20 protein-coding genes are annotated in these 22,373 nt (G+C 63.8%); 10 read left to right on the forward strand and 10 right to left on the reverse strand.

The annotated features are described in order from the left end of the window. Positions 1 to 119: 119 nt before the first annotated feature. Entirely contained in the window at positions 120 to 1,520 is a 1,401-nt protein-coding gene (dbpA, locus tag CU110_RS13595) for an ATP-dependent RNA helicase DbpA (RefSeq protein ID WP_084209362.1), read from the reverse strand. Positions 1,521 to 1,656: 136 nt separating this feature from the next. Here dbpA and CU110_RS13600 point away from each other — a divergent pair, with 136 nt between their 5' ends. The 7 genes from CU110_RS13600 to CU110_RS13640 all read left to right on the forward strand — a co-directional run bounded on the left by CU110_RS13600 (position 1,657) and on the right by CU110_RS13640 (position 7,085). Further along, positions 1,657 to 2,829, forward strand: a complete 1,173-nt coding sequence (locus CU110_RS13600) for a pyridine nucleotide-disulfide oxidoreductase (RefSeq protein ID WP_127736334.1) — start codon at positions 1,657 to 1,659, stop codon at positions 2,827 to 2,829. Between the two features lie 127 nt (positions 2,830 to 2,956). Beyond that, positions 2,957 to 3,289, forward strand: coding sequence for a hypothetical protein (locus CU110_RS16330; RefSeq protein ID WP_205694045.1), 333 nt, complete (start codon positions 2,957 to 2,959; stop codon positions 3,287 to 3,289). A 296-nt stretch (positions 3,290 to 3,585) separates the two neighbouring features. Beyond that, positions 3,586 to 3,900 (forward strand): hypothetical protein, encoded by a 315-nt coding sequence (locus CU110_RS13615; RefSeq protein WP_077379015.1) that lies wholly within the window; start codon positions 3,586 to 3,588, stop codon positions 3,898 to 3,900. Between the two features lie 75 nt (positions 3,901 to 3,975). Beyond that, on the forward strand, positions 3,976 to 4,146 hold the full coding sequence (locus tag CU110_RS16335; protein ID WP_205694046.1) for a hypothetical protein: 171 nt from the start codon (positions 3,976 to 3,978) through the stop codon (positions 4,144 to 4,146). Positions 4,147 to 4,284: 138 nt separating this feature from the next. Next, a complete protein-coding gene (locus CU110_RS13630) occupies positions 4,285 to 5,184 on the forward strand; it encodes a pseudouridine synthase (RefSeq protein WP_240665398.1) in 900 nt (299 codons plus the stop codon). 142 nt (positions 5,185 to 5,326) lie between these two features. Continuing rightward, positions 5,327 to 6,520 (forward strand): DUF3500 domain-containing protein, encoded by a 1,194-nt coding sequence (locus CU110_RS13635; protein WP_205632715.1) that lies wholly within the window; start codon positions 5,327 to 5,329, stop codon positions 6,518 to 6,520. Between the two features lie 88 nt (positions 6,521 to 6,608). Next, a complete protein-coding gene (locus tag CU110_RS13640; protein WP_127736339.1) occupies positions 6,609 to 7,085 on the forward strand; it encodes a hypothetical protein in 477 nt (158 codons plus the stop codon). A gap of 11 nt (positions 7,086 to 7,096) precedes the next feature. Here CU110_RS13640 and guaA read toward each other — a convergent pair whose 3' ends face one another. Then, on the reverse strand, positions 7,097 to 8,671 hold the full coding sequence (gene guaA, locus CU110_RS13645; RefSeq protein ID WP_077379004.1) for a glutamine-hydrolyzing GMP synthase: 1,575 nt from the start codon (positions 8,669 to 8,671) through the stop codon (positions 7,097 to 7,099). A 165-nt stretch (positions 8,672 to 8,836) separates the two neighbouring features. After that, positions 8,837 to 10,306 carry an IMP dehydrogenase gene (guaB, locus tag CU110_RS13650; RefSeq protein WP_077379374.1) on the reverse strand — a complete coding sequence of 490 codons (1,470 nt, stop codon included), beginning with the start codon at positions 10,304 to 10,306 and terminating at the stop codon, positions 8,837 to 8,839. 256 nt (positions 10,307 to 10,562) lie between these two features. On the opposite strand from guaB, the gene xseA reads away from it, so the two are divergent. Next, positions 10,563 to 11,933, forward strand: a complete 1,371-nt coding sequence (gene xseA / locus CU110_RS13655) for an exodeoxyribonuclease VII large subunit (RefSeq protein ID WP_084209372.1) — start codon at positions 10,563 to 10,565, stop codon at positions 11,931 to 11,933. A 181-nt stretch (positions 11,934 to 12,114) separates the two neighbouring features. Here the strand turns inward: xseA and glrR are convergent, their stop codons facing one another. From glrR to CU110_RS13685, 6 genes are all read right to left on the reverse strand, one after another. Further along, positions 12,115 to 13,482 (reverse strand): two-component system response regulator GlrR, encoded by a 1,368-nt coding sequence (gene glrR / locus CU110_RS13660; RefSeq protein ID WP_127736341.1) that lies wholly within the window; start codon positions 13,480 to 13,482, stop codon positions 12,115 to 12,117. Positions 13,483 to 13,501: 19 nt separating this feature from the next. Beyond that, positions 13,502 to 14,068 carry a hypothetical protein gene (locus tag CU110_RS13665; RefSeq protein WP_077378987.1) on the reverse strand — a complete coding sequence of 189 codons (567 nt, stop codon included), beginning with the start codon at positions 14,066 to 14,068 and terminating at the stop codon, positions 13,502 to 13,504. A gap of 44 nt (positions 14,069 to 14,112) precedes the next feature. Further along, complete coding sequence (locus CU110_RS13670; RefSeq protein ID WP_240665399.1) at positions 14,113 to 15,555, reverse strand: HAMP domain-containing sensor histidine kinase; 1,443 nt, start codon at positions 15,553 to 15,555, stop codon at positions 14,113 to 14,115. Between the two features lie 682 nt (positions 15,556 to 16,237). Then, positions 16,238 to 17,548 (reverse strand): amino-acid N-acetyltransferase, encoded by a 1,311-nt coding sequence (gene argA / locus CU110_RS13675; RefSeq protein WP_077378983.1) that lies wholly within the window; start codon positions 17,546 to 17,548, stop codon positions 16,238 to 16,240. Positions 17,549 to 17,721: 173 nt separating this feature from the next. Then, positions 17,722 to 19,005 carry an inorganic phosphate transporter gene (locus tag CU110_RS13680; RefSeq protein ID WP_084209374.1) on the reverse strand — a complete coding sequence of 428 codons (1,284 nt, stop codon included), beginning with the start codon at positions 19,003 to 19,005 and terminating at the stop codon, positions 17,722 to 17,724. Between the two features lie 41 nt (positions 19,006 to 19,046). After that, complete coding sequence (locus CU110_RS13685) at positions 19,047 to 19,727, reverse strand: TIGR00153 family protein (protein WP_077378976.1); 681 nt, start codon at positions 19,725 to 19,727, stop codon at positions 19,047 to 19,049. A gap of 137 nt (positions 19,728 to 19,864) precedes the next feature. Here CU110_RS13685 and CU110_RS13690 point away from each other — a divergent pair, with 137 nt between their 5' ends. Next, the gene (locus tag CU110_RS13690; protein WP_127736347.1) at positions 19,865 to 20,440 is read left to right on the forward strand and encodes a CYTH domain-containing protein; all 576 of its coding nucleotides are present in this window, start codon (positions 19,865 to 19,867) and stop codon (positions 20,438 to 20,440) included. Beyond that, on the forward strand, positions 20,325 to 21,782 hold the full coding sequence (locus CU110_RS13695; protein WP_346427144.1) for an ion transporter: 1,458 nt from the start codon (positions 20,325 to 20,327) through the stop codon (positions 21,780 to 21,782). The genes CU110_RS13690 and CU110_RS13695 overlap by 116 nt, the downstream gene beginning before the upstream one ends. Here CU110_RS13695 and CU110_RS13700 read toward each other — a convergent pair. Continuing rightward, positions 21,736 to 22,359 (reverse strand): L-threonylcarbamoyladenylate synthase, encoded by a 624-nt coding sequence (locus CU110_RS13700; protein ID WP_077378966.1) that lies wholly within the window; start codon positions 22,357 to 22,359, stop codon positions 21,736 to 21,738. The two genes, CU110_RS13695 and CU110_RS13700, sit on opposite strands and share 47 nt — an antisense overlap. Positions 22,360 to 22,373 lie beyond the last annotated feature (14 nt).

Here is a 22,373-nt window from a genome sequence, read left to right on the forward strand (position 1 = left end):
CGCCGTCATGGCCCGCGAGAGTCAATCTACTGCTCAAAAAGCACGATGCCCGCCGAAGTGGCGGGCATCGAATGACGTGATGACAAGGTCGTGATCCAGATGAGAGACGTGGGCCCCTGTCAGCTCTTGAGGCGACGCGCGCGGAAGGAACGGCCCTTGAGCTTGCCGTTCATCAACTGGGTCAGCGCGGCCTTGGCGACATCGCGCTCCACCGCCACGTAGGTGGTGCGGGCCAGTACCTTGATCTTGCCGATCTGGCTGCCCGGCAGGCCGCCATCGCCCGTCAGGGCACCGAGGATGTCGCCGGGACGCAGCTTGTCCTTCTTGCCGCCATCGATCTGCAGCGTCGCCATGCGCGCGCGGAAGGGTTCACGGGTCAGCATGCTCTTCGCCGGCAGCGGCTCGGCTTCCAGCGTCTGCTCGAGGAAATCTCCCAGCTTGGCCAGGCGATAGTCTTCCTTCTCGGTATACAGCGTACAGGCGATACCGGAGCTGCCCGCGCGACCGGTACGCCCGACACGGTGGACGTGGGCATCGAGGTCCCGGGCGATCTGGTAATTGAAGACCGCATCCAGCGCGTCGATATCCAGCCCGCGTGCCGCGACGTCCGTGGCCACCAGAATCGAGGTGCTCTTGTTGGCGAACATCACCAGCGTCTGATCACGCTCGCGCTGCTCCAGATCACCGTGCAGGGCCATGGCACTGAAACCGTGCTCATTGAGGGCATCGCTGACCTCCTGTGCCTCGCGCTTGGTGTTGCAGAACACCACGCTGGTGTCAGGACGATACTTGAGCAGCAGGATACGCAGCGCCTCGAAACGCGCCTCTTCATCCGCTACCCGATGAAACAGCTGACGGATGCTGCTGTCATCGTGGGTGGAGGCGACCTCGATGCTGACCGGCTCCCGCAGGATGCGCTCGGCGATCGGGCGCACGCCATCGGCGAAGGTCGCGCTGAACAGCAGCGTCTGACGCGCTTCCGGGGTCTCGGCGATGATGGCTTCCAGCACCTCGGCGAAGCCCATGTCGAGCATGCGGTCGGCCTCGTCCAGCACCAGAGTATTGAGCTCGGCAAGGCTCAGGCTGCCCTTGCGCAGGTGCTCGTCCACACGGCCCGGCGTGCCGACGATGATATGCGCGCCGTGTTCCAGCGAGCCCAGCTGCGGGCCGAAGGGTGCACCGCCACACAGCGTCAGCACCTTGACGTTATGCAGGCCGCGCGCCAGACGGCGAATCTCGCCGGCGACCTGATCGGCCAGCTCACGCGTGGGGCACAGCACCAGCGACTGGACACGAAAGCGCGAGACCTTGAGGCGCGACAACAGGCCAAGGCCGAAGGCGGCGGTCTTGCCGGAGCCCGTCTGGCCCTGGGCGATGACATCGCGCCCTTCCAGCATCGGCGGCAGGCTCTGCGCCTGAATCGGCGTCATGGTGTGATAGTCGAGCGTCTCCAGATTGGTGAGCAGCTCGGGCGCCAGCGCCAGAGAGGCAAAGGCAGGGGTGGCGGTGGCGTCAGTCACGAGGACATTCCTTCAGTCGATGAACAGGCACGAGCCGAACAGGCATGCGTGCGGGCGCAGAGCATAACAGAGCCAGCGCTCGCTCGCCTGCCTGGGGGCCGGACGGCTGGGCGAATATCGCATCACGGCCAACTCGGTGGGGGATGTCTTTCTCGATTGCCTGAGAGACCCGGCCCTCGCGGAAGTCTTCGCTCCGCTGGAAGGCGATCCGTGCCTGGAGAACATCCGCGCCCAGGCCTTAACCGCCCCGGCGCTCAGTGAAGTGGGCACCCTGCTGGAAGCGGCGTCCCGGCTGGTGCTGGAACACGCCACCCGCCTTGCCGGCGTGGAGCTGTGGTGCGGCACGAGTCTCGATGAGGTTGAGCGCATCGAGGATGACAATCTGCTGACGCTGACTCACACGCCGGAACACGCGTCTCGTCCGACACGGATTCGCACCTCCAACCTGGTGCTCAATCTCGGCGGCTATCAATGCCCGGAACACCTGACCCAGGACCTCTCGCGCCAGGGACTGTCCCTGTCACCGCGTGCGCGCATCTACAGCGGTGATGAACTGCTGCGCATGCCGGAAGGTCAGCTGCGCAGCCTCTTGCTGCCGCGCCTGCGGCGTGGTGGGCGTGTCTGCGTGGTGGGTGGCTCCCACAGCGCCTTCTCGATGCTGGATCTGCTCGCCAGCGCATTCCACAAGACGCGCATCGACGAGATCACCCTGCTCCACCGCTCGCCTGTCCGGCTGTTCTTCGAGAACGCCGAAGAGGCCAAGGCCGCGGGCTATTCCTATGATGCCGAGCGCGATGTCTGCCCCATCAGCGGACGCATCAATCGCTCCGGCGGGCTGCGCTACCGTGCCCTGAGCATCGGCCAGCAAGTGCTTTCCAGCGGTCGGATAGCAGACTGCGACATGCAGGTCAGGCTCATCCAGACCGGCCCCGGCCCTCAGCAACGCCTGCTCGCGGCCAGCGAAGCACTGGCCGACGCGCCGGTAGTGGTGCAGTGCAACGGCTATCAGCCGATTCTGCCGCGCCTGCTGGATGCGACGCGTCAGCCGCTGCCGCTCAGCCAGGTGAAGGGCGGACTGGATTCCGATGCCACCGGCAATCCCCGAGACCTCTCAGGCAACCTCCTTGAGGGCCTCTACCTGTTCGGACTCGGCGCCGGACTGGCGGCAGACCCCACCCTGGGGAGTGAAGCCGCCTTCGATGGCCGCATCTACGGCGTCTGGCAATTCCACAACAACGCAAGCCTGCCAGCGCTGGAGACCATCCTCGCACGCCTTGCGCGAGACGTGCCTGCTTGCCGCCGAGGGTGAAGCAGGTATCGATTTCCCGCAGCAGGAACAACGCCACACAGGCGGCCAGCATCGGCCAGGCGGCGAAGAACAGCAGGTGCTCCCACGGCGCGAGATACTGATTGAAGGCAGACAGCGTGGAGCCGGCATGCAGCACCAGCACCAGCCCATAGGTGAGGGTCTTCTTCACGCCTGCCAGGAACATCAGCAACAGCACCATCTCGATGGCGGCGATCACGATGACGATGCCTTCGCCGACACCGCCGATGGAATAGAACTTCTCGAAGATGGCCGCGGCGTGACCGGGATTGAAGAACTTGTCCAACGTCCACATTGTCATCACGAGGAAGACCCCGAGGCGCAGCAGCAGCAGGGAAATGCGGATTCGATCGGCGTACTTCGTCATGTCAATTCTCTCCAGAGGAAATGGGCCTGGCGCAAGGCTGCTGGAGCATGCCGCGCGCATACAGGCCGAGCGTGAACGCGGCGAGATACTGGACGCCGCCTGCGCCATGAGCGCCGTGCCGACCGTGATGCAGGAGATCTGGTCTACCAGTGGGGAGCTTGAGACATTCGCATTACATCACGCCATGCAGATCGAGACGCTTACGGAGCTGCTGGGCGAGCACACCAGAGCCCTCAGCCCTGCGCGCACGACGACCAGGAGCACGTCTGGAACGGACTTCCGGTACGAGAAACAACGCAAGACATCAAGCACAGCAAGCGGAGCAGAACATCACGATCGATCATTGAAAACGACCAGCCGAGGAGGTTCACATGAAGGTCTACAAACCTGAATGGCGCTGCACGCTCGACGTGACGGAAGGCCCCGACCCCACCGCCCGCTGGAAAACACGGCTTGCCTGGCGCCTGCGCGCCCTCGCCGACCGCTTTGATGGCGGTAGTCGTACGATGAAGATTGACTGCAATGTCACCCCGGCGCTCAGTCGCGAAGAGGTCGACACCTGTCTGGGCAAGGGCTTCGCCCTCAGCCAGAATCTGATGCTGCAACTGGCCAACCACAGCGCCTGCGAAGATGTCCTCCGCGACGCCAAGGCCGAGCTCTACGAAGAAGAGCAACACCCGATGTAAGACCCATCGGTGAACGTAGTCCGTAAGACGCAAGAAAAAGCCCTCCCGGCGATGCCGGGAGGGCTTTTGCCTTCCATGTCCATTCCCGCCCGCCCCTCAAAGCTGAGCCTGCCTCAGGCCAATCCCGGTGTGACGACGGTGCTGGAGTATCTGCTGCTCAAGTTCCCGACGATTGCCGAGTCACGTTGGCGCGAGCGCATGGCCGCGGGCAAGAGCCATCCGGCTGCCACGGGGTCCACGTTGTAGGACCACGGCGAGAACATGCGCACATGCCCCCAGCGGGCCAGATGCTCCCCGACCTGCTCGCCTGATTCGAAGATGATGGGCTCCAGGCCCGAAGCCAGCAGATTGACCGCAGCGCTCAGCCCTATCGGGCCTGCCCCGATGATGGCAATCGGCAGGTCCGCCCGCCCCTCCAAGCTGAGCCTGCCGCAGATCAACCCCGGCGTGGCGACGGTACTGGAATATCTGCTGCAGAAGTTTCCGGCCATCGATGAGGCCACCTGGCGCGAGCGCATGGCCACCGGCAAGGTGCATCGCGAGGATGGCGCATTGATCACCCCGCAGACGCCCTACCAGCCACATCTGCGCGTCTTCTATTACCGTGAGGTGGTGCGTGAGCCGAGCATCCCCTTCGCGGAGCGGATTCTCCATCAGGATGAGCACATCCTGGTGGCCTACAAGCCGCATTTTCTGCCGGTGACGCCCGGCGGCCTGTACGTGAACGAGTGCCTGCAGCAGCGCCTGCGCGACAGTACCGGAATAGAGGCGCTGCAGGCGGTGCATCGCCTGGACAGGGCCACCGCCGGGCTGGTGCTGTGCTCGCTGAATCCCGAATCGCGTCACCGCTATCATGAGCTGTTCAAGTCGCGGAATATCCACAAGACCTATCAGGCCATTGCCGAGACACACAGCGAGGAGACCCTGGTGGGCCAGCAGTGGGAGGTGAAGAACCGCCTTGAACAGGCCGAGCAACGCTTCCGCTTTCAGGTCTCCGAAGGCGAGCCCAACAGCCACTCGTTGATCCGCTGTGTCGCGCAACGCGGTAGTCGGGCGCTGTTCGAGCTGCACCCCATCACCGGGCGTCGCCATCAACTGCGGGTGCACATGCAGTCACTGGGCTGGCCGATCCTGAATGACCGCTACTACCCCGAGCTGCAACCGCTCTCGCCGGATGACTACGCGCGCCCCTTGCAGCTGCTCTCCAAGGGATTCGAGTTCATTGATCCCGTCAGCGGCGAGGAAAGGTGCTTCGAATACGACGGTGATCTGACGCTGGCGTGAGGCGCGAGATAGCCAGTGGCTGTCGTCGCCAGCCGACGCACAGCCCACGGCATGTGCACAAAGAATTCATCTGGCGAAGGCTTCCTGCTCGACGTCAGGCGGGCTAAGGTTTTCTTCCTGTCCCCGGAAAATAGGCCCATCGATGTCCCGACGTCTCGCAGTGACCGGAGGAGCCGCGCTGGCCGCGCTCCTGTCCTTCCCCGTCCTCGCACAACAAGGGCACGACGGGCCGCCGCCCGATCACGATGGCCCGCCGCCGATGTCAGCGGAAGACCAGGCCTTGAGCGAGGCGCTGCGCGCGCGGATGGGCGATACCAGCACCCTGATGCAGAGCGTGCCTATCCCCGAGAGCGCCGCCGAGTGCGGCGACACGCCAGGTTATGAGCGCATGCTGTGCCTGATCGATCTGCTCAAGGCCGATATCTCCGACGATGACATCCTCAAGAACCTGCAGCATGACTACTCCCTCGCAGAGGCCGAGAACTGGAGCAACCTGCCCGCTGGCGCCTTCCCGAAACGTCCCGGCGTGCTGTTGGGCGAGCTAAACATCAAGCAGCGCGGCCTCGTCAAGGCCATCATGCTGGAAGCCACCGGCCACGCGCCGGATGAAGGCTTCGACGAGATGATTCAGACGCTCAACGCCGATGACTACATCAACACCGTCAGCACCGACTACAAGGCCGGTTACTCCTCCTACAACACCAAGTTCGCCTTCCTCGGCACGCCGGGTGAGAGCGGTACCTGGGAGCTGTACTACGGCGGCCACCACATGGCCTTCGCCAACACCTACACCGATGGCAAGCTGGCCGGTGCCACGCCCTCCTTCCGTGGCGTGGAACCCTTCCCGTATTTCGAGATGAACGGGCGCGTGAACGAGCCGCTGACCCAGGAACGCGATGCCTTCGCCACCCTGCTCAGCTCGCTTTCCGAGGATCAAAAGGCCGAAGCGACACTGGAAGGCACCTACCGTGACATCCTCGCTGGCCCCCAGGCCGACGATGCCATCCCCGAGAGCTATGAAGGCATTCCCGTCTCCAAGCTGGATGATGACCAGCAAGCGCTGCTGCTCACCGCCATCGAGACCTACGTGGACGACATCTCCGCGCCGGAGGCCAAGGCCTACATGGCGAAGTACACCGCAGAACTTCCGGACACCTACCTCGGCTTCTCCGGCACGCCGCAGGTCAGCGCCGAGAACGATTACGTGCGTATCCACGGCCCCTCGCTGTGGATCGAATTCTCGTTGCAGTCGAACAAGTCCACCGACAAGGTCGGCAACCATCCGCACTCGGTATGGCGGGACCGCACCGACGACTACGGCGGCCAGACCGAATGAGCCGGCGCGTTTCCTGGCGCACCGCCCTGCTCCCCCTTGCCGTGATGGCCTCATCGAGACGGCTCACGCCCACGCCCTGCCCGGCAGCGTGCTTACATTCGAGCAGCAACCGCAGCACACGCTGCACCTCACGCTCCAGTTCCCGCGCGAAGACCTGCTGATCGCCGCGCCGGCACTGGCAGCCCTTGGTGAGCAGACACCAGGCCAGCCCCTGCCGAAGCCACTGGTGGATCAAATCGGCGACTACCTCAGTCACCACCTCGCACTCTCCGAGGATGGCGACACGCTACCGATGACGCTCACCGAAGCGCATCTCGAATCGACCTATCAACCACAGCTCGGTGACTACGTGCTGGTCATCACCGAATGGAACGTCAAGACCGAAAAGCCCGAACCGGACTCCCTGCTGCTGAAATACGACGCCGTGATGCACGAAGTCCGCAACCACCGCGCCGATGTCTACTGGCAGACTCCCGACGGTGCCACCCGGCCACTGGCCGGTTTCGGCTTCTTCCACTCCGCCCACGGCGTCCGGCTGAACCTGCAGAAAGCCAGGCAGGAGTGAGTTAATTGGAATCATTCCCACTCGATGGTGGCCGGCGGCTTGCTGCTGACGTCATAGGTGACGCGCGAGACGTGCTCCAGCTCGTTGATGATGCGGTTGGAGACCTTCTCCAGCAGCTCATACGGCAGGTGCGCCCAGCGGGCCGTCATGAAGTCGACGGTCTCGACGGCACGGATACCGATGACCCACTCGTAACGACGGCCATCGCCGACGACGCCGACGGACTTGACCGGCAGGAAGACAGCGAACGCCTGGCTGGTCTTGTGGTACCAGTCGAAGTTGTGCAGTTCTTCGATGAAGATGGCGTCGGCTTCACGCAGGATATCCGCGTATTCCTTCTTCACTTCACCGAGGATACGCACGCCCAGACCCGGCCCCGGGAAGGGGTGACGGTAGACCATGTCGTACGGCAGGCCGAGTTCGAGGCCGACCTTGCGGACTTCGTCCTTGAACAGTTCGCGCAGCGGCTCGACCAGTTCCATCTTCATGTCGTCCGGCAGGCCGCCGACATTGTGGTGGGACTTGATGACGTGGGACTTGCCGGTCTTGCTGGCAGCGGATTCGATCACGTCCGGGTAGATGGTGCCCTGGGCGAGGAAGTCGACGTCCTTGAGCTTGGCGGCTTCGGCATCGAACACTTCGATGAAGGTGTTGCCGATGGCCTTGCGCTTGGCTTCCGGGTCACTGACACCCTTGAGCTTGCCGAGGAAGAGGTCTTCGGCGTCTACACGGATGACCTTGACGCCCATGTGGCGCGAGAAGGTTTCCATGACCTGGTCGCCTTCGTTCTTGCGCAGCAGGCCGTTGTCGACGAAGACGCAAGTCAGCTGGTCACCGATGGCCTTGTGCAGCAGCGCCGCGACCACGGAGGAGTCGACGCCGCCGGAGAGGCCGAGCAGCACCTTGCGGTCACCGACCTGGGCGCGAACGCGATCGGTCAGGTCTTCGATGATCTTGGCCGGGGTCCACAGGCGCTCGGACTGGCAGATCTCGATCACGAAGTGCTCGAGGATGCGCTGGCCCTGCAGGGTGTGGGTGACTTCCGGGTGGAACTGCACGCCGTAGAACTGCTTCTCTTCCCACGCCATGGCGGCGATCGGGCAGCTCGGGGTGGAGGCGGTGACGGTGAAGGTCTCCGGGACCTTCGCGACCTTGTCACCGTGGCTCATCCAGACGTCGAGCAGCGGACGGCCTTCGTCGTCCAGGTGGTCCTTGATGTCCTTGAACAGCGCGGACTCACCATCGACACGAATCTGGGCATAGCCGAATTCGCGCACGTTGGAGCCTTCGACCTTGCCGCCGAGCTGCTCGGCCATGGTCTGCATGCCGTAGCAGATGCCGAACACCGGCAGACCCATCTCGAACACGCACTGCGGCGCACGCGGCGAGTCCAGCTCGGTCACGGATTCCGGGCCACCGGCCAGGATGATGCCGTTGGGGTTGTACTCGCGGATCTCTTCCTCGGTGATGTCAAAGGCACGCACCTCGGAGAACACGCCCAGCTCACGCACGCGACGTGCGATCAGCTGAGTGTACTGGGAGCCGAAATCGAGGATCAGGATCTTGTGGGAATGGATGTCTTGCATCTTCAGTCTCTCATTGGGGAGTCATGTGACCCGCTTCGGAGCTGCGAGGGAGCGCGGGGTCGACACAATCTGGCGCCGAGAATAGCCGAGACCAGAAGTTTCTTCGACCTAAGCAAAGCGGGAACCCGTGTAGGGCTCCCGCTTTGCATCGCGCTTCGCTATGTCTCAGTCGCGCCGATAGTTGGGCGCTTCCTTGGTGATCTGCACGTCGTGGACGTGGGATTCGGCGAAGCCGGCACCGGTGATCTGCACGAATTGCGGCTTGGTGCGCATCTCTTCGATGGTCTGGCTGCCGGTGTAGCCCATGGAGGCACGCAGGCCGCCCATCAGCTGGTGCACGATGGCGCTCATCATGCCCTTGTAGGGCACGCGGCCTTCGATGCCTTCCGGTACCAGCTTCTCGACGCCGGCGTTCTTGTCCTGGAAGTAACGATCGCTGGAACCCTGGGTCTGGGACATGGCGCCCATGGAACCCATGCCGCGATACGCCTTGTAGGTACGACCCTGGAACAGCTCGACTTCACCCGGCGCTTCCTCGGTACCGGCGAGCAGACCGCCGATCATGACGATGCTGGCGCCTGCGGCGATGGCCTTGGCGATGTCACCGGAGAAGCGGATACCGCCATCGGCGATGACCGGCACGTCGTACTTGGCCATGGCGGCCGCGACGTTGGCGACGGCGCTCATCTGCGGCACGCCGACACCGGCGACGATGCGCGTGGTGCAGATGGAACCCGGGCCGATGCCGACCTTGACGCCGTCCGCGCCGGCTTCTGCCAGGGCGATGGCGGCTTCGGCGGTCGCGATGTTGCCACCGATGACCTGAATCTTCGGATGATGCTCCTTCACCCAGGCGACGCGGTCGATCACGCCCTTGGAGTGACCGTGAGCGGTGTCGACGACGATGACGTCAACGCCGGCTTCGGCGAGAGCCGCGACGCGGTCCGGGGTTTCCGGGCCGGTGCCGACGGCGGCGCCGACCAGCAGGCTGCCGTTGCTGTCCTTCGCGGCGTTCGGGTAGGTCTTGACCTTCTCGATGTCGCGAACGGTGACGAGACCGCGCAGGCGGAATTCGTCATCGACGATCGGCATCTTCTCGATGCGGCTTTCCTGCAGCTTGGCCTTGATCTGTTCCAGCGGCGTGCCTTCCAGCACGGTGACCAGCTTGTCGCGGCCGGTCATGATGCCGGCGACGGTATCGCTGAAGTCAGGCTGGAAGCGCATGTCGCGACCGGTCACGATGCCGACCAGGTATTCACCCTCGACCACCGGGAAGCCGGAGTAGCCATGCTCCTCGGACATCGCCAGCAGATCCTGGATCTTGGCCTTCGGGCTGACAGTGACCGGGTCACGCACGATGACGCTCTCGTGCTTCTTGACCTTGCGGACTTCCGCGGCCTGCTGGGCAATGCTCATGCTCTTGTGGATGATGCCGACACCACCTTCCTGCGCCATGGCGATGGCCAGGCGAGCTTCGGTGACGGTATCCATCGCAGAGGAGATGAGCGGGATATTGACGCTGATGTCGCGTGTGAGACGTGATCTCAGGCTGACGTCCTTGGGGAGGACCTCGGAGTAGCCGGGGACGAGAAGAACGTCATCAAACGTCAGAGCTTCTTGCGCTATACGTAGCATGTCGAACGCCCAGTAGCAGTTTATGAGGGATGCGCGAAAGCCGCAGTGCAGGGCCCGATGGACGGGCACCATGACTACGGTTCTAGCGGTTGCTGCGAGGTAATCACCCATGATAACCCATTCGCCCCACTCGAGACAAACGTCGCAGGCTATCAATCTCGCGATTTCGTCCCCCCCTGACATTAACCATCTGGTCAACTAGAGCCCCGTACGACGTGGCCTGCGGCCCCACAAGCCCTCACACAAGGATTGCCGCGTGTTCGAAACATCGTCTGCCGCCGATGCCATCAGCGTCACCCAGCTGAATCGTGAGTCCAAGCGCCTGCTGGAGCGGGGGCTGGGGGAGCTCTGGATCGAGGGGGAAATCTCGGGTTTCTCGCAGCCACGCTCTGGCCACTGCTACTTCACGCTCAAGGATGACAACGCCCAGGTGCGTTGTGCGCTGTTCAAGAGCCGCGCCCAGTTCCTGCGTGAGAAGCCCAAGGATGGTGACCGGGTGCGGGTGCGCGCCAAGGTGTCGCTGTTCGAGGCGCGTGGCGACTATCAGTTGATCGTCGAGGCGCTGCAGCAGGCGGGGCTGGGGGAGTGGCTGGCGCGCCTGGCACGCCTCAAGGAGCAGCTGGCAGCCGAGGGCGTGTTCGCCAATCAGCGCGCCCTGCCCCACCCGCCGCGCCATCTGGGGGTGATCACCTCCGCGACCGGCGCGGCGCTGCAGGACGTGATCGCGGTGACCCGCAAGCGCTGGCCTCAGGCACGCCTGAGCGTGCTGCCGGTGGCGGTGCAGGGGCCACAGGCGGTACCCCAGCTGATTCGTGCGGTGGCGATGGCCAATCGCGACAGCGATTGCGATGCGCTGCTGATCACGCGGGGCGGCGGCAGTCTCGAGGACCTGTGGGCCTTCAATGACCAGCATCTGGCGCGCGCGATCTTCCACTCGCGCCTGCCGGTGGTGGCGGCCATCGGCCACGAGACTGACACCACACTGGCGGAACTGGCCGCCGACCTGCGCGCGCCCACGCCATCCGCCGCCGCCGAGGCGCTGTATCCGGATCAACGTGCCCAGGTGCAGCAGCTGGCTGCCCTCACGCAGCGTCTGTGGCGCGCTCAGCGCGGACGGCTCGATCAGGCGGCACAGCGACTGGATCACGCCCGCTCGCGCCTGCGCCATCCGGCGCGCGAGCTGCAGGCCCAGCGTCAGCAAGCCCGTGAGCTGGAGCGCCGCCTGCACGCCGCAGTGCGCATGCGCATGACCCGTGAGCAGCAGAAGGCCGACCAGCTGACCCGCCGCCTGCAGCAGGCCAGCCCCGCACGCGACATCCAGCGCCATCGCCAGCAGCTGGCGATGCTGACACCACGCCTCGACAATGCCCTGCCGCGCCGGCTGGCAGCGGATCGTGAGCGACTGGAAGGCGCGATGCGCGCACTGAACGCGGTCAGCCCGCTCAACGTGCTCAACCGCGGCTATGCCATCGTCGAGCGCGTCGGCGGCAGCCAGACGCCGGCAGCGGACGACAGCAAGGTGATCCGCGCCGCCCATCAGACCCAGCCCGGCGAGATGCTCTCGATCCGCCTCGGCGAGGGTCGTCTGGCCGTCGAGGTCAAGCGCCGCTACAAGCCCAGGCCCTGAGCACCTGATCGGCACTGATGCGCCACCAGACCGAAAAAAGCCCCGCTACCGAAACCGGTAACGGGGCTTTTTCATGGGCGGTTCACGTCAGATACACCGAACCGCTCTTGATCACTCGCCTTGCGCACGCGCTGGATCGCTTTTGACCTTACGCCTTTCGCGCAGCTTCGGGCGCGCTGGATCAAAAGTCAGGCGGTCCCTGCTCGGCGCCCGGCTTGAAGGCGCCCGGCTCCAGATCATGACGTCCCAGCAGCTTGTAGAAATCGGTGCGGTTGCGCCCGGCGATCCGCGCGGCCTGGGTCACGTTGCCTTCGGTGATCTTGAGCACCTTGATCAGATAGCTGCGCTCGAAACCGGCACGCGCCTCGGAGAAGGACGGCAAGGCGTTCTCTTCTGCGGCCAGCGCCTGGGAGACCAGCGCTTCCGGAATCATCGAGGAGCTGGTGAGGGCGACACACTGCTCGACCACGTTGACCAGCTGACGCACGTTGCCCGGCCAGGCACTGGAGGCCAGCAGATTGAGCGCTTCCGGCGAGAAGCCCTTCACGAACGGCTTGTGGCGGGCAGCCGCCTGGCTGATCAGGTACTTGGCCAGCAGCGGCACATCCTCGGCACGCTCGCGCAGGGCGGGCAGCTTGAGATTGACCACGTTGAGGCGGTAGTAGAGATCTTCGCGGAAGTCGCCGTCATGCATCGCCTTGTCGAGGTTGCGGTGCGTGGCGGAGATGATGCGCACATCGATGGGCACTGACGTCGTGGAGCCCAGCGGGCGGATCTGACGCTCCTGCAGCGCACGCAGCAGCTTGACCTGCAACGCCAGCGGCATGTCGCCGATCTCATCGAGGAACAGGGTGCCGCCATCCGCCGCCTGGAACAGGCCCTGGTGCGCGCTGACCGCACCGGTGAAGGAGCCCTTGGCGTGACCGAACAGCTCGCTTTCCAGCAGTTGCTCCGGCAGCGCGCCACAGTTGATGGCGACGAAGGGACGCGAGGCACGCGGGCTGGCGTTGTGGATGGCCTTGGCCATCAGCTCCTTGCCGGAGCCGGACGGGCCGGTGACCAGCACGCTGACATCGGAAGCCGCGACCATGCGTGCCTGCTCGAGAATCTGCTCCATCTGCGGGGAACGCGTGATGATGCCGGCACGCCAGGCATCGTCACCCTCCTTTACGGGCGGCGCCTGGGCCAGCGCCTCGTCGATGGCCGCGAACAGCTCATCCTTGTCGACGGGCTTGGTCAGGAAGCTGAACACGCCCTGACGAGTGGCACTGACGGCATCCGGGATCGAGCCATGCGCCGTGAGCAGGATGACCGGCATGCCCGGCTGACGCTTCTGCAGCTCACCGAACAGCGCCATGCCATCCATCTCGTCCATGCGCAGGTCAGACAGCACCAGGTCAGGACGCGCCGCCTCCAGACGGCTGAGCGCCTCACGGCCGCTACTGGCGGTGGTGACCTTGAAGCCACGGCTTTCGAGACGCATGCCGAGCAGCTTGAGCAGACTTGCATCGTCATCCACGAGCAGAATATGCGCTTGAGCGTATTTCACACTAACTCTCCTTGCGGATTCAGGGCGTGGTCTGACGGCGAGAATTGATGGCTTCCTCGATGGCGGTCAGCGCCTCGAGCTTCTTGCTGAGCTGGGCGTTCTCGGCACTCAGCTTGCGGCGGACGCCTTCGCTCTTGTCGCGATCCGCGATCAGGCCGCGACGCTCCTCCAGCCCGTTGAGCCACTGGCGCAGCAGCGGCTGCAGACGACTCGGCGCGGTGGGCAGGTCCGCCTTGTAGAGGTCAGAGGCCAGTTCCCAATCGGACTCGTCTCCCCAGCTGAGCACGATGGCACGCGCCAGACGACGGTCATGGCGGTTGCCTTCCAGCTGCATCAGGGTGCTGTCGCGCCACTGATCGTTGCCGCGTTGAGCCTGCAGCGCAAAGGCGACCCACTCATCCAGCAGGCAGTTTCCTTCCTTGAAATCGGGCAGATCGCCCGCCCCATGACAGCTGTCCTGAACGCTGGGAGTATCGGCGACGTGTTCGTTGCCCGGCAAGGTGATATTCGACAGGGCGCCACAGGCACTGAGCAAGCTGACCAGCATGCCGGTGGTGATTCCCGTCAACAGTCGTTGACCCTTCATCACTTCTCTTCCTTGCGTGTCTGATGGCACTCTCGGGTGCCATTTCATGTGGTATGGGGTGCACTGTCACCCCCCAGCAGGACCTGCTCACCTTCCTGACTAGAGGAGGGTGAGCGGCTGGGGGTCGGCAAGGTCAGGCGGAAACAGACGTCGGCCTTGGCGTCCTCCACCAGCGCCAGTTGACCAAACTGGGCGCGAGCACTGTCGGCGGCCACCGAAAGACCGATACCGGAGCCCTTGAGCGGCCCCTTGCGCTTCACCGCGCCCTGATAGAAGGGCTGGAACAGGTGATCGCGGTCCTTCGGAGCGATCGGTTCGCCGCTGTTGGCGACCTCGATCACCAGCTGGCGACGCTCCTTGCGCGCCCTCAGCCATAGATCGCCGCCATCTTCCCCATAGGCGATGGCGTTGGAGATCAGGTTGTCGAGAATCCGGCCGGTACGCGGACGATCCGCCTCCCAGCTGAGGCTGGCGGGTGGCAGGTGCACGCGCATGCCCTTCTTCTCCAGTGCCAGGCGGTGCTTTGACAGCACTTCCTTGAAGACTTCGTGCACATCGAAGCGGCTACGTTCGAGCCCCTGATTGTGTTGCAGCAGATTGTAGTCCAGGAGCTGCTCGATCAGCTTCTGCAATTCCTTGCTGGAGTCATCCAGCAGGCCAAGAATTTCCATCTGATGCGGGCTGAGCGGGCCGGCGATCTCATCGATCAACAGCCCGGTGCCTTCACGGATGCTGGCCAGCGGTGTCTTGAGCTCATGCGACATGTGACGCAGGAACTGCTGCTTCTGCTCTTCCAGCTCATCCAGACGCGCCGCCAGCCAGTCGAGACGCTCACCCAGCTGGACCAGCTCGGCGGGCCCCTTGATGATGAGCGGACCCTCTCGGTCGGTGCCGCTGCCGAGACCATTGATGCGCCGCTCCAGCTGACGGATGGGACGAATGATCAGCCAGGTGAAGAACAGCATCAGCAACAGACTGATGGAGACGAGCGCGGCCGTCTGCCACCACAGTTGAGTCTTCACCTGGGAGGCGCGCGCACGAATGCCCTCGATGCGGGCATCGACGAGTTCACGGGTGGAGTTCAGAAGGCCGCTGGCCTGGATGGAGAAGGGACCGAAGTCCTCGAGATGACTGCTGACCTGCGCCACGCTCATCTCCGGCATGCGCTCGAGTTGCGACAGCGAGCCCTTGAGTTCGCTTACGCGCGGGTCTCCCTCGCCCAGCAGGCGCGCCTGCTCGTCCAGCAGCTCGCGGAAGGCACTGGCCTTGTCAGCGTAGATCTTCATCAGATCCGGATTTTCCAGCACCGCGTACTGGCGTGCGCTGCGCTCCATCTCGACGGCGAGATTGGTCAGGGTGCGGGCTCGGCGAGTCTGGTCAACCGCCTGGCGAGCGCTGACATCGGCCAGCTCCGAGAGCTCGGAGAGTGCCTGACCCGCCTGGAACATCAGCACTGCAATCGGCAGCATCACCACCATGAATGCCATCAATACCAATTGAAGCAGAGAGCGGGGGCGCCAGTGCCGTGTCACCTTGGAGGCCATTGAAAGAACTCTATGCAGGAAAGGGGTGGTCATCATCGAATCACGTCTTCCAAGGATACCAGAGTTCGCCAGCGCCCATCGCGGTTGCCAGTTCGTTAATCAATATGATTCTGATTTAATTCATCCCCGCTCGACGACAGAAACCGCGCCCGGGCAGGTGTCGTGGATGATTCACTTGACCCATCCTCGTGAAACGCACAAAAAGAGGGCCGGCAAGAGCCGGCCCAAGTACGCAGGGAACTGAAGGGTCAGTCATCACGACGAATGCCTGTTACCTGGAGAGCAGACCTCCATCGTGATTGCTGGGCCTGACAGGTGGTCTGCCTGTCGCTGGCCCGGGAGTCGCCAGTGCCACCTGGTGGTCGTTCCAGGTCAGTTGACACTCGCCTCGGACAGGGTCCGAGCTCCCTATCGGATACATCACAGGGGGCAGTATCGGGCATCCATGCCCGGGCATCCTTGCCCTAAAGATACTTTCCATGCCCTCTGGGGGCCGTACCTGTCTCATCGCAACCTGAAGTCACACATCGCGTGGAGCAGACGCTTGGCCTGTCAGCGATCACGGAGCGCACAGGGTAGTGAGTACCGTCATCGCTGGAAGGCCGGAGAGAATGTCGGGTCGTGACTAGAGCGCCTTGATCAGCACCTTGGAATTGCGCGCGGAGTTGTAGATCTCTCGGCGCATCGGCGGGAGGTCATCCAGGCCGGCCGACACGAAGCCGTGCTCGATGAACCAATGCAGGGTATGTGTGGTCAGCGCGAACAGATGCGTGAGGCCACCACGCCGTGCACGCACCTCGATCTCGGCCAGCAGCTGCTCACCCCGCTGGCCACGACGGTAGTCATCATGCACGGCCACGCAGGCCAGCTCACCCATGGCAGCGTCACGACTGACATGCAGGGCTGCACAGCCAATGATCATGCCGTCACGCTCGAGCACGACATAGTCGTCGATCTCGTGCTCGAGGCGTTCACGCGAGCGAGCGACGAGGATACCGCGCTGCTCCAGCGGCCCCAGCAATGCCAGCAATCCTCCGACATCCTCCAGGCGTGCCTTGCGCAGCTGTTCGTAGCCCTGGCGGGTGATCATGGTGCCGATCCCGTCGCGGGTGAACAGCTCGCCCAGCAACGCATCGCGATCCCGCCAGCTGAGCAGGTGAGTGCGACCGACGCCGCGCCGCGCCGCACCACAGGCCGCGGCCAGATGACGAGACAGTTCGCTGTCATCCTCACGTGGCGGTGCCAGGGCGGCGGCCTGTTCAGGGTTGAGCTGACGCAACAGTACGCCATGCTCATCGAACAGCCCCTCCCCTTCTCCCAGCAGGATCAGCTTGTCGGCGGCCAGCGCCACGGCCGCGTGCTCGGCCACCTCGGCCGCATCGAGGTCGAAGACTTCGCCGGTGCTGGAGAAGCCCAGCGGCGGCAGCACCACGATGGCCTGCTGGGAAAGCAGCCCCTGGATGGCCTCGCTGCGCACCCGACGCACCTCGCCACCGTGCAGGAAGTCGACGCCCTCTCGCACGCCCAGCGGCTTGGCCATCACCAGATTGCCCGACACGGCGGAGAGCTCGACACCATGCAGCGGGGTATTGGGCAGCCCCAGAGACAGGCTGGCCTCCAGGCGCAGGCGCAACGTGGCGACCTGCTGCTCCAGATGCGCGAGGATGTCACGGGTGACGACCCAACGCCCCTGATGACGCTCGGCCTCGATTCCCACTCCCTCCAGTGCTTCCCTGACCTGCGGACGCACGCCGAACACCACCACCAGTCGCACGCCGAGGGTGTGCAGCAACGCCAGATCCTGAATCAACTGCGTTCGTCGTGAGGAAGACAGCGCATCGCCTTCGATCAGAATGACGAAGGTGCGCCCACGGTGAGCGTTGATGTAGGGAGAGGAGTTGCGAAACCAGTCCGCGAAGGGAAAACGCGTGTTCAAGAGCCAGCTCCGTGCAGGAGGGAGGGAAAATGGCATGTCAGGCATGCCCATGAATCATCATATCAGCGCCGCAGCCTGCACGGCGAGCGACGCCCCCTGACATCCATGCGGCCTAAACGAGAAAGGCGACCCGAAGGTCGCCTCTCTTTTTTTGCGCTGAGGCAGATGTCGGCTTAGCCGAACATGCCCTTGAACATGAAGAAGAACAGGATCGACAGGATCGCGCCGGCCGGCAGAGTGATCAGCCAGGACATCACGATGGTGCCGATCACGCGCAGGTTGAGCGCTGCCATGCCGCGTGCCAGACCTACCCCCAGCACCGCACCGACGAGGGTGTGGGTGGTGGAGATCGGCAGGCCGGTGCCGGAGGCCAGCACCACGGTGGAGGCCGCCGCCAGGGTGGCCGCGAAGCCACGAGACGGGGTCAGCTCGGTGATGCCGGTACCGACGGTGGCGATGACGCGGCGACCATAGGTGACCAGGCCGACGACGATACCGCCGCCACCCAGCACCAGTACCCACCAGGGCATGCTGGCCTTGGCGCCGATCTGACCGGCGGAATCGACGACACTGATGATGGCTGCCAGCGGACCGACCGCGTTGGCCACGTCGTTGGAGCCGTGGGCGAAGGCCATGGCACAGGCGGTGAACATCATCAGCAGGCCGAAGACCTTCTCGACGCCGCTGAAGTCGAAATCATCACCGGTGGCGCGATTCTTCTCCTTGAGGCGAGAACGCGCGACCTTGCGCTCCATCAGCACGCCGATCCCCATCACGATGGCACCGATGACGACGGCCAGCAGCAGGCTGGACTCGAAGCTCAGGTGCAGCCCGACATGCTTGAGGCCCTTGACCATGGTCACCATCGAGATGATGAAGCCGACCAGGAACATGTACATCGGGACATAGCGCTTGGCGGCCGCGAACGGGTCGTCATTGTCGAAGATCAGCGTCTGCACGGACTTGAACAGCACGAAGGCGATGGAGCCCGCCAGCAGCGGCGAGACCAGCCAGGAGGCCGCGATCTGACCGACCTTGGGCCACTCGACCGCATCCACGCCGAGACCCGCCGCCGCGAAGCCGACGATGGCACCGACGATGGAGTGGGTCGTGGAGACCGGCCAGCCCTTCATGGACGCGATCAGCAGCCAGATACCGGCGGCCAGCAGTGATGCCAGCATGCCGTAGACCAGGAACTGCGGATTCTGGATCAGCAGTGACGGGTCGATGATGCCCTTGCGGATGGTATCGGTGACTTCACCACCAGCCAGCCAGGCACCGAGGAATTCGAAGATCACGGCGATGACGATCGCCTGCTTGATGGTAATGGCCTTGGAACCAACCGAGGTACCCATGGCATTGGCGACATCGTTCGCGCCTACACCCCACGCCATGAAGAAACCGAATACGCAGGCAAGGATGACGAGCACATCGCCGTATTGAGCAATGATGGACATTAGGGAACTCTTGAGCAGATGGCAGGACGTCCTGACAGCGCTTAGCGCGCCATCAGGATCTGCAGTCGGGTACCGACCTTTTCAGCTTGATCGGCGACATCGCCGACCCAGTCGATAATCTTGTAGAGGAAGATCACGTCGACCGGTGGCAGAGCGGCTTCCAGCGAGAACAGGGTCTGGCGGATCGCGATCTGCTGTTCGTCGGACTGCTTCTCGAGCTCATGCAGCTCATTGATCAGCTTGTCGACCAGCTCGCTCATGTTGCGCCCGAAGCCGGACTCGACAAGATCTTCCAGCTCGCCCAGCGCACGGCGCGCCTGGCAGACCGATTCGACCGCAGTCTTCAGATACTCACGCATGGCGGGCACCAGCGCGGTGGGTATCTGCATGTGGCGACCCAGCATGATGCCGGCGATATCCTTGGTGACGTTCGCGATGGAATCCTGGACATGGATCAGCTCGAGAAGGTCGGAACGGGATACCGGCAGGAACAGCGAATTGGGCAGATTGAGACGCAGCTGCGTCTTCAGTTCGTCCGCTTCACGCTCCAGCTTGCTGATGGTCTGACGAATGCTGGCCGCCTGATCCCAATCACCCTGTTCGCAGGCGTCGAAGAAGGTCAGCAAGTGCTGGGCACAGTCGTCTGTCTTGATGATGTGGGTGTGCAGCGCCTTGAAAGGCGAGCGCCCGAACATCGAAGAGAAAGGGTTGGTCGTTACCATAGTGGCCGTCGGCGTTAAGGATTGACGCGCGGAGTGTAGCAAAGCCTTTGTGACGATCACATAACTTTCATCGTAACGACACGATACCGCCATGCTGTTGTACTTCACGCAACATCAGCGGCAGTCGGGGGAACGTCATGGCGCAGGAAATCGAACTCAAGCTGGCGCTGACCCACAGCGGCCTCGGACGCACGGCGATTCTGGAACGTCTTGCGGACATCGCGGAACTGGCTGGCACCACGCCCCGTCGTCGCTGGCTGGCCAATACCTATTTCGACACGCCTGAGCATGCACTGGAACGCGCCAAGATGGCATTGCGCCTGCGCCGCAGTGGAGAGGATGCCGACAGTCCGGGCCCCTTGCGCCAGACCCTCAAGACCAGTGGCGAAAGCCATGGCGGCCTGCATTCGCGCGGCGAGTGGGAATGGGCGCTGCCCGACGGCCAGACAGGCCTCGATCTCGGTGGCCTGCGCGGCCTTCCCCCTCTGCAGGCGCTTGAGGAAGGTCCGCGTGAGCACCTGCTCGGCGCCCTCGCCCCTACCTTCAGCACGGATTTCGAACGTCATGCCTGGCAGCTGGAACTGACGGTGACGCAGGATGGCCAGACGGCGGGTGTCGGTCGGCGTCGAGATGGCGCTGGATCTCGGCCACGTGAAGGCAGCAGGTCGGGAGACGCACATCCGCGAGATCGAACTGGAACTCACTGGCGGTGACGACCTGAGCGCCGAGCAGCGCGAAGGGGTGCTGTGGGCGCTGGCGGAATCCCTGGCCAGCCGACTGGCCCTGCGCCCGGCAGATGCCAGCAAGGCACGCCGCGGTGCCGCACTCAGAGATGGCGAATGGCACGAGAAGACGCTGGATACCACCGACACGAATGCCCTGCTCGCCGCGGCCATCGATGCCCTGGATGCACATGCCGACCGCCAGCAGCAAGATGACATGCGCTGGCACGATCACGCCCTGGCCGCCTTCTCGGCCCTGGCCTCGCGCCTGGCCGCCAGTCAGCATCCCGGTCATGTCCATGCGGTGGCGCTGACGGAGGCGCTGCCCCCTCGCTCCAGCGATTTCGAGCCGGCCAGCGGCAGGCTGCGCGCCCGGCTGTTCCACTGGATCTTCGAGTCCGACACCAAGGCGGCCAAGGCCTTCGATATCGCGCTGGTCGCGATGATTCTCGCCAGCGTCGCCGTGGTGATGCTCGATAGCGTGCCATCGCTGAATGCCCGCCATGGGGAGCTGTTCCGCATCCTGGAATGGACCTTCACCCTGCTGTTCACGCTGGAATACGCAGTACGCCTCTATTGCCTCAAACATCCCGGCACCTGGGCGAAGGGCTTCTACGGCGTGCTCGACCTGCTGTCGATCGCCCCGACCTGGCTCTCGCTGCTGATTCCGGGGGCGCAGGCACTGCTGGTGGTGCGCGTGCTGCGCGTGCTGCGGTTGTTCCGCGTGCTGCGCCTGATGGCCTTCGTCGGCGAAGGTCGCATGCTGGTCGAGGCTCTCGCGCGCAGTCGTCGCAAGATCCTGCTGTTCTTCATCACCGTACTCAGCATCATCACGGTATTCGGTGCCCTGATCTATCTGATCGAACCCCCGGAAGCCGGCTTCACCTCCATCCCCAAGGCGCTCTACTGGGCGGTGGTGACGCTGACCACGGTGGGCTACGGCGATATCGCCCCCATCACGCCCTTGGGCCAGTTCATCTCGGCGATGATGATGATACTGGGCTATTCGATTCTCGCCGTGCCCACCGGCGTGTTCTCGGCCGAGGTGCTCAACGGCCTGCGCATGCAGCAGACCAGCGATGAAGCCTGCCCCGGCTGTGGCCGTGAGGGCCATGATCGCAATGCCAAGTACTGCAAGTTCTGCGGCACCTGGCTGGATGAAGACACGCGTGACCCACGCGAGCCTGAGCCTGAACCAGAGCCTGAGACAGACCCAGAACCCGGACCTGAGCCCGCCTCGGAAATGACAACGCCCCCGAGACCGCAAGGTCCGGGGGCGTTGTCATTCACTCGACGAAGTTCGAGATGTCGCCTCGTCCTTCGCGCACGATGACGGGCGGCAGGTCGCGCAGGTCCACCACGCTGGTGGCCTCCAGGCGGCAGGCCCCACCATCGATGATCAGATCCAGCGCATGCCCGAAGCGCTGGCGGATCTCTTCCGGGTCCGTCATCGGCAGCTCCTCGCCCGGCGGAATCAGCGTCACGCTCATCAGCGGTTCGTGATGTGCCTCCAGCAAGGCATGCGTGATGGCATGGTCCGGTACGCGCACGCCGATGGAGCGACGCTTGGGATGCAACAGCAGGCGTGGCACTTCGGTGGTCGCGTGGAGGATGAAGGTGAAGGCTCCGGGCGTGTGGCTCTTGAGCAGTCGGAAGACGGCATTGTCCACCTTGGCGTAGGTACCGATTTCCGACAGATCCGAGCACATCAGGGTGAAGTTGTGCTTGTCATCGAGTTCACGCAGACGCTTGATGCGCTCGATGGCTTTCTTCTCGCCCAAGTGGCAACCCAGTGCATAGCCGGAATCGGTCGGGTAGGCGATCACGCCCCCTTGCCGAATGATGGCAACCGCTTGATCGATAAGACGTTTCTGCGGGTTTTCAGGGTGTATCTGGAAAAACTGTCCCATGCGGCGCTCCTTGC

Origin of the sequence: Cobetia sp. ICG0124, from assembly GCF_004006355.1 — a bacterium.
GTDB classification, from domain to species: Bacteria; Pseudomonadota; Gammaproteobacteria; order Pseudomonadales; family Halomonadaceae; genus Cobetia; species Cobetia marina.